This window comes from Kitasatospora phosalacinea (assembly GCF_000717185.1).
In the GTDB taxonomy this organism is placed as follows: domain Bacteria; phylum Actinomycetota; class Actinomycetes; order Streptomycetales; family Streptomycetaceae; genus Kitasatospora; species Kitasatospora phosalacinea_A.
Genome location: NZ_JNYE01000110.1, coordinates 1 through 14,714 on the forward strand (window position 1 = coordinate 1; position 14,714 = coordinate 14,714).

13 protein-coding genes are annotated in these 14,714 nt (G+C 74.7%); 5 read left to right on the forward strand and 8 right to left on the reverse strand.

Annotation, left to right across the window (positions count from 1 at the left end):
- From tpg to OO57_RS32540, 3 genes are all read right to left on the reverse strand, one after another.
- Positions 1–639, reverse strand: a 639-nt coding sequence (tpg, locus tag OO57_RS32530) for a telomere-protecting terminal protein Tpg (protein WP_063737685.1), incomplete at its 3' end; no start/stop codon positions are given.
- Between the two features lie 141 nt (positions 640–780).
- A complete protein-coding gene (tap, locus tag OO57_RS32535; RefSeq protein WP_063737686.1) occupies positions 781–3,111 on the reverse strand; it encodes a telomere-associated protein Tap in 2,331 nt (776 codons plus the stop codon).
- A 186-nt stretch (positions 3,112–3,297) separates the two neighbouring features.
- Complete coding sequence (locus tag OO57_RS32540) at positions 3,298–3,759, reverse strand: hypothetical protein (protein WP_033256350.1); 462 nt, start codon at positions 3,757–3,759, stop codon at positions 3,298–3,300.
- A gap of 576 nt (positions 3,760–4,335) precedes the next feature.
- Here OO57_RS32540 and OO57_RS32545 point away from each other — a divergent pair.
- Positions 4,336–4,884 (forward strand): hypothetical protein, encoded by a 549-nt coding sequence (locus OO57_RS32545; RefSeq protein WP_033256351.1) that lies wholly within the window; start codon positions 4,336–4,338, stop codon positions 4,882–4,884.
- Positions 4,885–5,062: 178 nt separating this feature from the next.
- On the opposite strand, the gene OO57_RS32550 is transcribed toward OO57_RS32545, so the two are convergent.
- Positions 5,063–5,413: a 5-carboxymethyl-2-hydroxymuconate Delta-isomerase gene (locus OO57_RS32550; RefSeq protein ID WP_033256352.1), complete on the reverse strand. Its 351-nt coding sequence runs from the start codon at positions 5,411–5,413 to the stop codon at positions 5,063–5,065.
- Positions 5,414–5,522: 109 nt separating this feature from the next.
- On the opposite strand from OO57_RS32550, the gene OO57_RS43110 reads away from it, so the two are divergent.
- Positions 5,523–6,575, forward strand: a complete 1,053-nt coding sequence (locus OO57_RS43110) for a hypothetical protein (RefSeq protein ID WP_063737687.1) — start codon at positions 5,523–5,525, stop codon at positions 6,573–6,575.
- Between the two features lie 353 nt (positions 6,576–6,928).
- Positions 6,929–7,651: an ABC transporter permease gene (locus OO57_RS47050; protein ID WP_051778539.1), complete on the forward strand. Its 723-nt coding sequence runs from the start codon at positions 6,929–6,931 to the stop codon at positions 7,649–7,651.
- A 55-nt stretch (positions 7,652–7,706) separates the two neighbouring features.
- On the opposite strand, the gene OO57_RS32570 is transcribed toward OO57_RS47050, so the two are convergent.
- The 3 genes from OO57_RS32570 to OO57_RS32580 form a co-directional block, all read right to left on the reverse strand.
- The gene (locus OO57_RS32570) at positions 7,707–9,164 is read right to left on the reverse strand and encodes an oxygenase MpaB family protein (protein WP_081974124.1); all 1,458 of its coding nucleotides are present in this window, start codon (positions 9,162–9,164) and stop codon (positions 7,707–7,709) included.
- Positions 9,165–9,399: 235 nt separating this feature from the next.
- Positions 9,400–10,278: a DUF4253 domain-containing protein gene (locus tag OO57_RS32575; protein ID WP_051778540.1), complete on the reverse strand. Its 879-nt coding sequence runs from the start codon at positions 10,276–10,278 to the stop codon at positions 9,400–9,402.
- Between the two features lie 126 nt (positions 10,279–10,404).
- The gene (locus tag OO57_RS32580) at positions 10,405–11,253 is read right to left on the reverse strand and encodes a GNAT family N-acetyltransferase (RefSeq protein ID WP_051778541.1); all 849 of its coding nucleotides are present in this window, start codon (positions 11,251–11,253) and stop codon (positions 10,405–10,407) included.
- Between the two features lie 270 nt (positions 11,254–11,523).
- Here OO57_RS32580 and OO57_RS32585 point away from each other — a divergent pair, with 270 nt between their 5' ends.
- Positions 11,524–12,570, forward strand: coding sequence for a C40 family peptidase (locus OO57_RS32585; protein WP_033256354.1), 1,047 nt, complete (start codon positions 11,524–11,526; stop codon positions 12,568–12,570).
- A gap of 48 nt (positions 12,571–12,618) precedes the next feature.
- Here the strand turns inward: OO57_RS32585 and OO57_RS32590 are convergent, their stop codons facing one another.
- Positions 12,619–13,590: an EamA family transporter gene (locus tag OO57_RS32590; protein ID WP_033256355.1), complete on the reverse strand. Its 972-nt coding sequence runs from the start codon at positions 13,588–13,590 to the stop codon at positions 12,619–12,621.
- Between the two features lie 81 nt (positions 13,591–13,671).
- Between OO57_RS32590 and OO57_RS32595 the strand changes: the two genes are divergently transcribed.
- Positions 13,672–14,556, forward strand: a complete 885-nt coding sequence (locus OO57_RS32595; protein ID WP_033256356.1) for a LysR family transcriptional regulator — start codon at positions 13,672–13,674, stop codon at positions 14,554–14,556.
- The last annotated feature ends 158 nt before the right edge of the window (positions 14,557–14,714 follow it).

The window sequence follows — 14,714 nt, forward strand, 5'->3', positions numbered from 1 at the left end:
AGGCAAATGCACGGCCGAGCCAGGTTCCCTCTGCTCCGCCACCGCATCCTCCTCCAGTGACCACCACAGAGCGCTACCACCGATTACGGGACAGAGCCAGACCTCCAGTTCCAGCCAGCCGAGGTCGTTGATCTCGGTGGTGAGGCCCTCGGCACGGCGGCCGCGGTCCTTGAAGTAGTGGTCCTGGAGGGCGTCGGCCAGGATGCGCTGCTGCTCGGCCTCGCCGGCCCCGGCGTCGCGGGCCGCGTAGAGCTCGCGGGCGACGGTGCCGGGCAGGTGCTGGGTGATCAGGCGTTCGCGCGGGTCGTCGGTGGAGCCCCCGGCGGCGGTGTAGCCGAAGCGGGCCTGGATGTGCAGCATGAAGCCCTGCTCCTCGGCGCGGCGGCGGACCCGGCGGCGGACCCCTGGCTGCCAGGTGGCGCGGACGCGTTCCTCGATCCGGCGGGCGGCGTCCGGCTTGGGGGCGATGGCGCCCTTGAGCCAGCGCTGCACGGTGCGCTGGGAGACGCCGAGCTCGGCGGCGACGGCCCGGGTCGACCCCTTGGCCCGCTTGACCAGGTACCTGACCCGGGCGGGCACGCCCTGCGGGATCGGCCGGGTCCGCTCGACCCGTTCGAGTCCTTCGTCGATCTCCCCCACGGGGCGTCACTTCCTCGCTGCTGTGCTGGAACGGCTGACCCGCCCGAGCGGCCGATCCGCCCGGAACGGTTGGCCCGCCCGAGCGGCCGACCCACCCGGAACGGCTGGCCCGCCCGGAACGGTTCCCTCACCCGGGACGGTTCACTCGTCGGCGGAGACCAGGCCGCCGGTCTTGATGTGGCGGGCCGGGTTGGCCCCGTCGGCGAGCAGTTCGCGGATCTCGGCGAGCGGCCGGCTGCCCTCGAACTTGACGTGCCCGGGCGAGACGCCGAGCCGCAGCGCGGTGCTGAGGCTGCCGTCGGGGCGGCGCAGCACGTCCGGCGCCGAGGGCCCGGGAGCGGCGAAGACCGCGCAGTCGGAGAGCACGGCGAGCGGCGGGGTGCCGAGTTCGGCGTGCAGCCGGGTGAGTTTGCGGTGCAGGTTGACGGTGGCGGTGTCGACGACCAGGGCGCGCACCAGCGGGTCCCAGGTCGGGCGGTCGAGCGCGGCCCAGCGCTGGCCGGGGCGGTAGCCGAAGCCGCGCGGGCGCTCCCGGAACTTGCCGATGGTGCCCTTGGCGGTCTGCTTGATCGCACCGAGCACGGCCAGTTCCGCCGGGTCTCCCTCGCCGAGCGCGGCCATCGCCGCCAGGAAGGCCTCCGGGTCGTGGTCGGCGAGGTCGAGCGGGACGCCGAGCGCGGCCATGGTGTCGACGTACGCCTGCCGCAGCCGCTTGTGCCACGGGTCGAGGTACGGGCCGGACTCGTGGCGCAGCCAGCCCTCGCTGGGGCGGACGTCCGCGCCGAGCTCGACGGCGTACGCGAGTTTGGCGGTGCTGTACCAGGCGGGGCCGGTGGGGGCGCTGCCGTCGGGGGTGAACGGGTTGGGCAGCAGCGGGTCGAGGGCCAGGCCGCTGAGGTCGGCGCGCCAGCTCCCCGGGACCTTCTTGTCGAAGACCGGCTCCAGCTCGTGGACGGGCCCGGAGAGCGGCAGGTTGAGGCGCCCGGCGGCGGCGAGGAAGGCCATGTTGACGTCGAGCCCGACGGCGAACGGCGCGGCCCGCTCCCGGTCGGTGAGCGGGCGGTGCCAGTCCCAGGCCTCGGTGACCAGGACGGCGTCGTCCTCGCGCTCGGCGGCCAGCGGGTGCTCGTCGGGCACCTCGGGCGGCGCGGCGTCGAACGCCCGGGCCCGGGAGCCCTCCACCGGCCCCGACGTCCAGCCGCTGCCGGTGCGGACCGGCCGGGTCGGCGGGCGCAGCGCGGTGACCAGCTCCAGCCCGGAGACCGCGGTGGAGCCGCGCGGGGTGTGCACCCGGGTGGCGTACGTGCCGAGCAGGCGGGCGAGTTCGGGCGCGGCGAGGCCCTCCGGGACCTTCCAGCCGCCGCCGTCCAGCGCGCCCCACGGCAGCACGCACAGCTGCACGCACTGCCGACGGCCCGCCTCGGGCTCGCGGTAGATCCGGGCCCAGGGGCCGAAACCGCGCCGGGTCAGCTGCCAGCCGTCCTTCGCCAGCGACTTGACCTGCCGGTGGGTGTCGGCCAGCCGACCGAGCCGGGCCACGTACTGGGTCTTCTCGTCGCGCCCGGCGGGCGGCAGGCCGAGCTCGGTGGCAGCGGCCCCGGTCAGCACCACCAGCGGGTCGCCGTCCTTGCCGTACCGGTGCAGCCGCGCCGATCCGAGACGCGCCCGCAGCGCCCACTCCAGCAGCCCGGCCACCCCCGGCCCGGACGGCGCCTCCCCGGCCGACTCCGCCCCGTCCGCGCCGTACGCCACCAGCCCGCGCCCGTCCGCCGCCACGTCCACCACGGCCAACGGCCCGCCCGGGAAACGCGCCGCGGCCGCCTGCTCCCAGTCCTCCTCCGCCACGGCTGCCCTGCGCACCTTCCCGCCCCGGGCCTTCGCCACCGGCGCGGCGACGGACGCGGGCGCGGGCCCGGACCCGGCGACGGGCCCGGGCCCAGCGACGGGCACGGCCGGACGGCAGAAGCCCCCCAGGTGCATCGGCCTGCCCTGCGCGCGGTAGACCGACGGCTGCCCGCACTGCACGCACGGCGCGGCCACCGCCATCACCAGCGAACCGTCCGGATGCTGATCGAGCATCACCCCCGACAGCAGCCCCGGCTCGGACGCCGACTCAGGCTCCGGCTCTGCTACGACCTCCAACTCCGCTTCCGGTTCCGGCTCTGCTGCGACCTCCGGTTCCGGCTCCGACTCCGGCTCCGGCGCCGGGGGAACGCCTTCCTCCCCGAGCTGCGCGGCGATGCCCTCCAACAGGCGCGCGTACGCGGCGCGCCCCTCGCCCTGCGGGTCGCGGCGGCCCTGTTCCCAGGCGGTGAGGGTGCTGGTGCTGATGCCGAGGGCCTGCGCGGTCTCGGTCTTCCCCAGTCCGTACTGCACGCGCAGGCGTTCGCGTTCGGCGGGTTCGGGCAGCGGGACGGGCCGCCGGGGTCCTGATCCGAGCAGGGCGCCGATGGCGTCGGGGGTACCGGTCACCTCACGCCTCCTTCACCCGCGGAGCGCCGGTCGAACCGCTTCCGCTCCCGTACCACTCTGCCGGGCGGGGGCCACACATCGCGCCGCTGCACCTCTTCTTGCATCCTGCCGAACGGTCGAACTCCCGCCCAACATAGACACGCCCCGACCAGCGGCACAAGCAAGCCCGCCCCGGCCCCGCTCCGACTACGCTCCGACCCGAGCGACCCACACCGGGAACCGCCTCACCTCCGCTCCGCTCCCCCCGGCCTCGTCGTCGACCTCCTCCCCCTCCTCCCGGCGCACGAGACCCGGGTACTGGTCGGTCAGGTAGCTCTCGACGATCGGCTCCAGTTCCTCCGTCGGGTAGTACGGGCCGCCGAAGGGCAACTGCTCCGGGCCCACCGAGCCGGTGGAGCAATGCAGTTGACGGGCCTGCTCGTCGCGCCAGACGTAGAAGGTGGCGGGCCCGTCGTAGGGCATGTCCACGATCCGCCGCCGGATCCCGTCCGCGGTGCCCCGGAACGCCGCGACCACCTCGGCGACCGACGGTGCGGGCCCGTCGTCCGGACCGAGCCACCAGGTGTTGGTCTCCCACTCCTCCGGCGGACGGTCGGGCTCGAGGACGAGCGGCTCGTCCGCCACTTCGGCGATCCAGGTCAGCAGCATCCGGCAAGTGTCCTCAGCCGACCGTTCGCCCCGCACGCCGTTTTCCCCGCCCCGCCCGGCACCGGACCGTACGCTGCCGGAGCATGACCGATCCCCTCTCCCCGTCCGATCCCCGACTCGCCCACTGGGACGGCATCGGTTCCCGGAAGACCTTCGCGCACCCGCTGCACCTGCCCTGACTCGCGGAGCTCGACCGGAACGCCCGGGCGCTGGACTACGGCTGCGGGTACGGCCGGGTGACGGCGGAACTGCTCCGCCTGCTCGCACCGGGCGGGTTGCTGTACGTCAGCGACCTCCTGCTGCAGGGGAGTTCACCCCGGTGGGCGTGCAACTCCTACTCCGCAAGCCCTGACCCGGTCTGCCACCGTCCCGGGCCGTCCCGACCCTGCCCCCGCCACCGGTCAAACTGCTCGCTCACCTGTTCATCGGGTGAAATCCACGACCCGAAGGCGACGCTTCAACACCAAATAGTCACGCTAAGTACAGAAAGCCGCCGCCCGAGTGACGGTCCGTCATGAAAGGCGGGCGCCCGCGTACCCGGCCTGCCCGGGTCTCGTTGGGCGGGGCATGGAAAAGATGATCACTTGCGCCTCGGTCGGACTGCTCCTGCTGGCCGCCGCCGCGGGCCCGGCGGGTGCGGCCACCGTCCAGCACTCCGGCGCCCACCTGGTGCACGGGCACGGTGTCGCGTCCTGCCCGGGCGACGCGTTCTGCCTCTACGAGCACGAGAACTACAACGAACAGGAGAGCGGCCGGATCTGGGTGTTCCAGCAGGAGAAGCGCGGCACCAGCACCCCGCGACTGGACCTGACCCGTTCGGGCGTGCTCGGCTTCGGGCGCTCCGCCGTGGCCAACGACAAGGACTTCGTCACCATCCGGCTCTCCCCGAACACCTGCTCCACGGTCCACAATCCGGCCCGCGACTGGGAGTACCTGATCTTCCTCCCGAACAGCGGCTACCCGGAGCGCACCGCCCGCGTTCCCGACCTGGGCAAGGCCAAGGGCATCCACCACACCGCGCGGGAGGTGGACGAACAGGGGCGCCAGGTGATCTCCGGACGCACCGTCAACCTGGACAACCGGGCCCGCTGCCTGCTCTTCGACGAGTCCACCCCCGGGCTGTGACACCCGCCGACAGGGCCCGTCCCGGCTCCTGCCACCACCGTCCGGCGGGAGCCGGGCCGAGCTGAGCTGAAACGATTCTCCCGAACAGTTCACCCCAGCTGAACCGGCTGAACCAGCTGAACCGGCTGAACCACCGAACCGGTGCGCCGACGGCGGGCCCGCCGCGCAGCGCCCGCCCTCACCGTCCGGAATGGTGGACGAACACGTAGGTCTCCCGGTCGAGTTCGGTGACCTCCACGCAGAACTCGGCCGGTACCCGGACGTACCCACGCAGCAACTCGGTCACCCGGGCGGTCAGCGTGCTCCTGGCCTCGGCGCTGCGACCGGCCAGGATCTTGATCTCCACGAACACCACGGCGTCCGTCGTGGCCCCGTCACCGACCAGGTGCTGCGCGGCCGGGCGCACCAGCGTCTTGCAGTCGTCCGTCCTTGCCCCGATGACCTCGGGGACCAGCTGGTGCACCTCCTTGGCGAAGCCCAGCACGTCGAAGTCCAGGCCCGGCGAGTGGTCGATCAGGATCTGCGGCACAACGGTCGTCCTTCCCGGACGGCGGGCCCACCGGGGCCTTCCCGGGTCTCCGTGTCCGTGATCCAGAACATAGCCCCGCGACGACACTCCCGGCGGGCATACTGGCGCAATGCCCGAGCGCCCCCAGCCCGATGCCCTCGAACCCCCGGACCCCTTCGAAGGACTGGTCCTGGACGAGGACTTCGTCCGCTCCGCCACCGTGAACGAGCCGTCCGCCCGGGCCCGGATGCTCGCCGAGCGCTGGCGCCGCGAACCCCCGGTCGACCCGGGCGGCCGCCGCTGGTCCCCGGACGGACCGGGCCGCTCCCGCCGGGGCCGTTCGGCCGCGCGCTCCGAGCGGTTCCCCCGCTTCGGCGGACTGCGCCGTCGGCCGGGTGGCACCCGGCCGGGCCCCCGGTTCCGCACGCTCAGCCGGGGCGAGCGCTGGACGGCCGTGCTCGGTGCGCTGATCGTCCTGCTGGTGGTGGGCGGGCTGCTGTTCGGCCCGAACCGGGCGCACACCCCGCAGATCGCGGCCCCGGGCGCCCAGCCGGGCAGCCCCCGCCCCACCGGCGACCGGGCGCTCCCGGGCGGCGGCACGTTCGCCGGGAGCAAGTGCGGGCAGCAGGGCTACCACCGTTTCGCGGCCACGGCCGACTCGCTCCCCGCCGAGGAGTCCACCGGCCCCTGGCTGCGCTTCGCCTCCTACGGCTACCAGCGGTCGGGGGCCGACGAGCCCGGCGAGTTCCTGTTCGACCTGGAGCTCGGCTCCGGCGCCCCGCTGGCGCTCTCCGCCCCGCTGGGGAGCGGGGGCGTCGCGGTCGAGATCGAGGGGCCGAACGGCGTGGTGGCCGCCGCGTACGGGCTGCCCAGCACGGTGGAGGGCGCCGTGCACACCCCCGACGGGCAGGGCTGGCTGGTCACCGGGAACGGCACGTCCGCCCACGTGGTGCTGCCGACCGCCGCCCTCTGCCCGGGTGTCGACGAGCAGGCGGTGGCCGCGGGCCTGTCCCCGTCGACCGACGCCAACCACACCATCAACGGGCCCGCCCCCTACACCCTCACGGTGTCGATCGCCGACCCCGAGGTCGCCGAACTGCGCCGCACCCTGGGCACACGGCTGCACGGTGAGGTGCTGGCGGCCACCAACCAGCTCCCGCAGCCCGTCGCGAAGCCGGTCTGACCGGGGCCCGGTCGGAGCCGGCCGTCCCCGGGCGGGAGGTGGGCGCTCCGAGCGGGAGTTCGCCGCCCGGTGGGGGGTGGGGATAGCCCACCATGAAGCCACCGGTCGCCTCCATGGTGGGTGACCTGCGAGTTTCCTAGCGTTGACGGTGCCGCTGGAGTGAGACCGCCGGGGCGCCGTCTCCGAGGAAGGCTCCACCGTGTCGCCCCGCCTCCGCCGTTCCGCCTCCGGCCGGCCCACCTCGTACGCCGCCCCGCCCCCGATCGGGGTGCCCGCCGTGGAACTCCGCGCGGTGCGCCGCAGTTACGGGCGCGGCGCGGACACGGTGCACGCGCTCGGCGGCGCCGACGGTGGTGGCCATCTACAGCCGGGGCCTCGGCCTCGGCGAGGCGCTCCTCCCCGGTGCCACCGTCGCCGCGCACAGCACTTCCCCCTACCCGGCCCGGCTCCTGGTCGCGGAGGACTCCGGCGCGGACCGGGCCGCCACCGCCGAGGCCCTCTCCGCACTCGCCCCCGGCGAGCTGTCGGTGACGGACCGCCAGGGCTACGCGGCGCAGGCCGACCGGCAGCGCGAGCTGAGCGGCTGGGCCAACGACGTGATGGCCGCCGTACTGGCCGGTTTCGCGGCGCTGACCGCCGCCGACACCCTGGTGATGACGGTGCTGGACCGCCGCCGCGAGATCGCCCTGCTGCGGCTCGCCGGCACCACCCACCGCCAGGTCCGCACGATGCTCCGCTGGGAGGCCCTGCTGACCGCCGCCATCGGTCTGGCCACCGGCGCCGCCATTGCCTGGACCACCCTCGCCCCACTCATCCGCGCCCTCACCTCCGCCTCTCCCCACGTCCTCCTCGGTACGGCCCTCCCACTCCGCCGCCGGAGCAGCCCCGCTCTGCCCGGCCGCCACCGCCCTCCCGGGCCGCGCCCTCCTCCGCTCCCGCCCCCACCACCCCCACCCACTGACGGCGCACGACCCACCCCGTCCGGGGCCGCCTCCCCCTCCCGGGGAGGCGGCCCGCACCGCGTCCTCCGGCCGCGCGGCCTGCCCGTCTGCACTGTCGAGTTGTCAAGGAGCTGAACGCCCGGGGCGTTCCCCCCGCGGAGCAGCGGCCCGGGAGCCCGGGGTCACGTCGTCATGGTCGGCCGAGCAGTTGCGTACCGGCGACGCTCTCCGTCCTGGCGGTGAAGAACTCGGTGAATCCCCTCACGAACTCCTCCTCGGTGATCTGTCCGTCCCCGTCGGTGTCCAGTTGGCGGAAGCCGTGGGTCAGTTCGGCGGGGTGGACCCGGGATCCGCCGAACAGGGTGCGGTACTCCTCGGCGTCCAGCAGCCCGCTGTGGTCGAGGTCGGCGGCGCGGAACATGGCGCGGACGGCTGTGTGCAGGCCCTGGTCGAGGTAGTCCGGGTCGCGGTCGATGCCCGCGAGCATCGCGGTGACGAACTCCTCGCAGGAGATCCCCCCGTCGCCGTTGGTGCCCGTGGTGGCCGACAGCTGGTGCCACCAACTGTCGAAGGCGGCGTACACGGCGGACTCGCCCGCCTGGTCGAGCTCCAGCGGCCAGCAGACGTTGTGCGCCATCGCCGCGAAGTCGGCGGAGGTCAGCCGGCCGTCCCCGGTCTGGTCCATCACCTGGCGGTAGAACGCGGCGATCCGCCCCGGCCGGTTGTCCCGGCGTGGTCGTGGCGCCCGTGCCTGGCGCGGCGCCTCGGCCTGCCGTGGTCGGGCCCGGCCGCCGCTCGGCGGTGTGCGGTAGCGCAGCCGGTCGGGCAGTTGCACCGCCACCGCCCGGGCCCCGTGGTGGACGACCCAGGAGAGCGCGGCCGCGCTCCGGCTGCGCGGCAGGCCGAACTTGGCGCGGAACTCCGCCGGCAGGTCGGCCAGGGTGAGCGTGGTGAGGAACCGGGCCACGAGTCGGCGCAGCAGCGGCCAGGCGGGGCGCAGTCGGCCGAGGCGGCGCGGGGCCGGGGCCCGGGTCAGGACGGTGTACAGCATGTCCTGGGCGGCCTCGGTGAGCTCCAGGGTGTCCCGGATGGTGGCGCGGATGTATCCGGGCACGTCGGCGGCGGTGGGCGGGAACAGCTCGTCGGGGAGTTCGAAGGCGGTGCAGACCTCGCGGAACTCCCGGTAGAGCCGGTCGAGTTGGGTCGGCCGCAGTGGGCGGCCGGAGAGGGCGCGGAGAGCAGTCATCGCTTCGTACAGGGTCACCAGCACCCAGACCCGGACGGTCGGGTCGAGGGCGGTGTAGGAACGGCCCTGGTCGTCCGTCCCGGCGATCCGGCGGTGGCTCCGTTCGAGTCGTTGGATCTCCCGGTGCAGCGCCTCCCGGTCGGAGAAGAACAGGCGGCGGCCGCTGTCCATGGTGTGTTCGATCCGTCGCCACGGATGGTTGCGGTAGGTGGAGAGCTGGCTGACTCCGGCGGCGACCGCCGGGTGCGCGTTCTGCAGGACCAGCAGTCGCCAGGCGACCAGCGCGATCCGCCGCTCGCCCAGGGTGCGGCGCAGCGCCGAACCGGCTCCGGCCCGCACCGCCCCTCCGGTGGTACCGACAGCGCCGGTGGCTCCGGTGTGCGTCCCGGTCGTTTCCGTCATGGTTCGATCCCCACTGGGCAGTTCGGCCCGATCCGTACTGCTTCGTTCCCCGTCTCGTCGGCAACCCTAGGAGCCGCGAGAGCGGGAACCGCGTCGTACGGAAGCCAAACCACCCGCCAGAGCGAATCTTTGTGCGATTCTTCACTCGCCCGAGCGGGCCGCGGTCAACCGGAGTTGACGCCCCCTCGGCCTCCCACCGCGGCAGCCCCGGGAACCGCCCGGCCGCGGGGGCCGGTCAGTCCCACCAGAAGGACCACCGCGCCGCCCCGACCAGCCGGGGCGCGTACTCGGCGAGCGTGCCCGTGCGCGTGCCCTGGAACACGTTGTCGGGGCAGAGCGCGAAGTGCTCGGCGGCGACCCGGAGCGCGGCCCGCCCGTCGCCCGGCGGGGCGGCCACGCTCAGCTCCAACTCCGCGAAGCCGACCTGCACCAACCGGGCGCCGTAGCGACGCTCCCAGTCCAGCAGGACGGCGGACACCTTGGCGATGTCCGCCTCGTGGTTCTCCGGACCGGACCACCCGCAGACGGTCAGCGCCTCGGCCCCGCTGCCCGCCGCGACCAGGCCGATCCGCAACTGCCCGTCGCCCGCGAGCAGTTCCCGCGCGAGCGCCCGGGCCGCCCCGTCCGGATCCCCGGCCGGTCCGGCGGCACCGGTGACGGTGGTGGTGGCGGGCGCGATGCCGGGCCAGCCGTCCAGGAACGGCGCGACGGACCGGCCGAGTTCGGACACCTCCTCCGGGTCGAGCACCTCCCCGTCGGTCTCCACGCTCGTGGAGTACTCCCACCCGGTGCGCAGCACCGCGGCCGGGTCGTACCAGTCGGGCTCGCCCGCGTGGAGCCTGCTGAGCTCACCCGTCCCCCAGGGCCGGAACTCCTCGTCCCCCGCCCGCAGCGGCGCGAGCAGCAGCGGCCACAGCCCGCTGCGCGGGTGCGCGCGGTGGAGCTCCTCCCACAGCCCGAGCGGCGCGGGCCCGTCGCTCAGCCAGAGGACGGGGGCCGCGCCCTCCTCGTCCTCCCGGGTGCTGACCAGTCGTCCGGTCGGCAGCAGATCGGCCACGGCACTCGGATCGCCGCCGGGCATCAGACGGCGCAGATCGCGCTCGGCATCGGTCATGCGAACACGCTAGCGACCGCCGGTGACGATCCCGGCCACCGCACCGCCGCACCTCGCTGCACCGCCCGCCCGTCACCTCAGCACCACCGACCCACCGCCCGCTGCCAGCCGCCAGCCGCCATCCGGTCAGCGGTTCCGCACTGCCCCGTCCGCCCTGTCCGCCCCATCCGCCTCGTCCGCCCCGTCCGCCCTGCGCTGTGCGGCCGCGGCCAGCTGCCGGTGGTCGAGGCCGAGCCGCCGGTAGAGCCCGATCGCGGGTTCGTTCCAGGCGTCCACCATCAGCGCCGCGCGCGGGGAACGCTCGAGGATCCCGGCAAGCGCCAGCCGGCAGGCCGCCTCCGCGTGCCCGCGTCCGCGCCCGTGCACGGGGTCGCTGACGACTCCGGCGAGCAGGCCGACGGTCGGGGCGGGCCAGGCGTCGGCGACGAGGGCGGTGAGCCGTCCCGCCCCGTCGCGGACGCCCGCCCAGGCCCGGACGCCCGGCCGGTGCGGGTGGGCGTGCGAGGTGGGGAAGTGGCGGTCGATCAGGTCGGCGGCCTCGTCCAGTTCGTCGGAAGCCAGCCAGTGCGCCACCGGTCGCTCGCCCCCGCCCCTGCCGCCGCTCCCGGCGCCGCTCCCACCGCCGGTGTCGAGCGGCGGCAGGCCGGTCGCGGTCCGCTGCATCCAGCCGAAGCGTCCGAGCGCCTCCAGTCCGTCGTGGCGGGCGCAGAGTTCGGCGAGCAGGTCGGCGTCGCCGAACGGGCGGTAGCTCGGGCCGACGAGGGCCGTCACCTCGTCCAGCAGCGGCAGCAGTTCCGCGACGGGGCCGCGGACGGCGATCCGGTCGCGGCCGGAGAGTGCGGGGGAGGCGACGGCGACGGCCCGGCCGGAGGTCCAGGCGCGGGCGCCGCCGGTGAGGCCCTGGGCGGCCCAGAGGAGCAGGGCGTCGTCGTCGGCGGCGGTGCGGAGTTGCCCTTCCGCGGTCAGTTCGAACACGTATTCATTCTGCGCCGGGCCCCGGCCCGCCCCCGGACCGGGGTCGTCGTAGCGCTGCGGCAGGGCTGTTCGGCACTGCACCGGCCGGTGGACGGCGACGCGTCGGGGTGTGGCCCGGTCCTGGCTGACGCGCACTCAGCGCGCTCCCCCGCGGCGGGGTTCGGAGGTGCGGGAGTGGACGCGGGGGCGGTATTTCATTACGGTCTGGCGTCAAACGCATACTCGGTCGATCACTTGAACGGATGCGTCCGTCCCGAAGAAGGAGCCTCGATGGCCTCCCACCGCCGTCCCAAGCAGCCGAGTCGCGCCCGGGTGGCCGTCCTCACCGGTGCCGCCGCGACCGCGGTCGCCCTGACGGCCCAGGCCGGTGCCCACGCGGCGCCCGCCAAGCCGTCCAAGGACGAGGTCAAGGCCCAGGTCGACAAGCTGTCCGAGGAGATGGAGCAGGCCACCGAGAAGTACAACGGCGCCAAGGAGCGGGCCGACCAGTTGCGCCAGCAGGCCGGCCAGTTGCAGGACCAGGTGGCCCGCGGCCAGGAGCAGCTGACCGAGCTGGCCTCCGGGCTCGCGGTGGTGGCCGCCGACGAGTACCGGCAGGGCGGCGTCGACCCGTCGATGCAGCTGATGCTCTCCTCCGACCCGGACCAGTACCTCGCCAAGGCGTCCTCCTTCGACCAGGCGGCCAGCACCCAGAGCGACGTCCTCAGGGCGCTCAAGGACCAGCAGCGCCGCCTGGACCAGCAGAAGCAGGAGGCCACCGCGGTGCTGGCCGAGCTGGACGGCGAGACCCGCACGCTGAACGACACCAAGACCCAGGTGCAGTCCAAGCTCGCCGAGTCGCGCCGGCTGCTCAACCAGCTCAGCGCCGCCGACCGCGCCGCGATCCTCGCGGACAACGAGGGCACCGCCTCGCGCGGCTCGGACCGGCTGGACATCGGCTCGCTCCCGGAGGCCAGCAGCGCCGCCGCCCGGACCGCCGTGAGCGTGGCGCTCGCCCAGCGCGGCAAGATGTACGTCTGGGGCGCCACCGGGCCGAACAACTTCGACTGCTCCGGGCTGATGGTGTACGCGTACGCGCAGGCGGGCATCCACCTGCCGCGCACCTCCCAGGAGCAGGCCGGCGCCGGCAGCGGCGTGGGCCGCGACTGGCACAACGCCCAGCCCGGCGACCTGGTGATCTACAGCGTGCACGGCGCCCAGGACCACGTCGGCATGTACATCGGCAACGGCACCGTGGTGCACGCGCCGAAGCCCGGCGCCCCGGTCCGCACCATGGCGGTCGACGCCCTGACGATCAGCACCATCCGCCGGATCTGACCCGTCCGGCCGTCGGCACCCGCTCGGGCCACGGCCGCTGACGGTCCTTCAGCTGCGGGCGGCCCCGCCGCGCTCGGGCAGTTGACCGGCCACGATCGAGGCGAGCGCGAGCGCGAAGCCCAGCAGTTGCACCGCTCCGAGGGTCTGGTCCAGCAGCAGCGCGCCGAGCACCGCCGCGACCAGTGGCGACAGCAGGCCCAGCACCGCGACGCCGGTGACCGGGAGGCGGCCGATGCCCTGGAACCAGAGCGCGTACGTGAGCAGTCCGCCGACCAGGCCGAGCCACAGGTAGCCGAGCGCGGCCCGGCCGTCGACCGCGGGGGGCGCGCCCTCGAACAGGAGGGTGGCGGGGAGCAGGAACAGACCGCCCGCGGTGAGCTGCCAGCCGGTGAGGGCGAGCGGGCCGACGCCCTCGGGGCGGCCCCAGCGCTTGGTGAGCGTGACGCCCAGGGCCATGGTGGCGGCGCCGCCCAGTCCGGCGGCCACGCCGACGGCGTCCAGTGCGGCGGACGGGCCGATCACCACCAGTCCGACGCCGAGCACGCCGACCAGTCCCCAGCCGAGCCGCCGGGCGGACAGCCGCTGGCGGAGCACCGGAACGGCCAGCAGGGCGACGACCATCGGCTGGGCGGCGCCGAGGGTGGCGGCCACGCCGCCGGGGAGGCGTTCGGCGGCGGTGAACAGCAGCGGCAGGAACAGTCCGATGTTCAGCACGCCGAGCACGGCGGCCTTGCCCCACCAGTTGCCGCGCGGCAGCGTCCGGGTGAGGGCCAGGGCGATCAGTCCGGCGGGCAGGGCGCGCAGCAGGGCGGCGAACATCGGGTGGCCGGGGGGCAGCAGTTCGGTGGTGACCACGTAGGTGGTGCCCCACACCGCCGGGGCGAGCGCGGTGAGCGCCGTGCGGGCGAGGACGCCGCTGCCGCCGCCCCTGCCGCCGCCCCCGTGAGCGGGCGAACCGCCGGACGGAGCAGGGGTGTCGAGCGGGCTGGCGGTCGGGGTGGTGCCGGGGTTCGCTCTCATGTCCAGCAGTCTGGCCCCGGCCCGATCGATGAGTCCAACACATGTTTGTCAGCTCATCGATCTCGTTCCATGATGGATCGCATGGAACTCCAGCAGGTGCGCTACGTCCTCGCGGTGGCCGAGACGCTGAGCTTCACCCGGGCCGCCGAGCGCTGCCTGGTCGTGCAGTCGGCGCTCAGCCACCAGGTCGCCCGGCTCGAACAGGAGCTGGGCGCCCGCCTGTTCGAGCGCACCAGCCGCCGGGTCCGGCTGACCGCGGCCGGGGAGGCCTTCCTGCCCGCCGCCCGGCAGTGCCTGGAGGCGGCCGAGCGGGCAGCGGCCGAGGTCGCGGCGGCGGTCGGCGAGGTGCGCGGACGGCTGGCGGTCGGGCTGATCTCGACGGTCACCGCGGTGGACATCCCGGTCGGGCTGCGCGAGTTCCGCGGCCGCCACCCGCAGGTGCGGATCAGCCTGCGGGTGGGCGCCAGCAAGGACCTGGTCGAGCAGGTCCGCCAGGGCGCGCTGGACGTGGCCTTCCTGGGGCTGCCCACCACGTTCCGGCCGGAGGGGGTCACGGCCCGCGAGCTGGCCCGCGGCCGCCTGGTCGCCGCGGTCGCCCCCGACCACCCGCTGGCCTCCCGGGAGCGGGTGCCGCTGCGCGAGCTGGCCGCCGAGCCCTTCGTCGACCTCCCGGCGGGCACCGCGGGGCGGGCCCAGACCGACCTGGCGTTCGCCGCCGCCGGGCTGGTGCGCGACGTGGCCTTCGAAGTGGACGAGGCCTCCTACATCCCGCGGCTGGTCGGCCCGGGCCTGGCGGTGGCGATGCTGCCCGCCGCGTACGTCCCGCAGCTGACCGGCATCGCCGTCGTCGAGGTCACGGACGCGCCGACCCGGATCGAGACGGTGGTCTGGCCGCGCACCGGGCCCTCCCCCGCCACCGCGGCCTTCCTCGCCCTGCTCGGCATCCCGGACACCGCCCCGGCCTGAAACGTCCCGCCCCCAACTCCGGTATTCCGATCATCAGATGATGATCCGTCAGGTCTACGGAACATTGCGCCCCGTTTCCTCCCGTTGCTGCTTCCGCGATCCGCTGGCGGGGCCTTCGCGGCCTGTGCTTACCTGACGCCGTGACCGTCCGGCGGCGC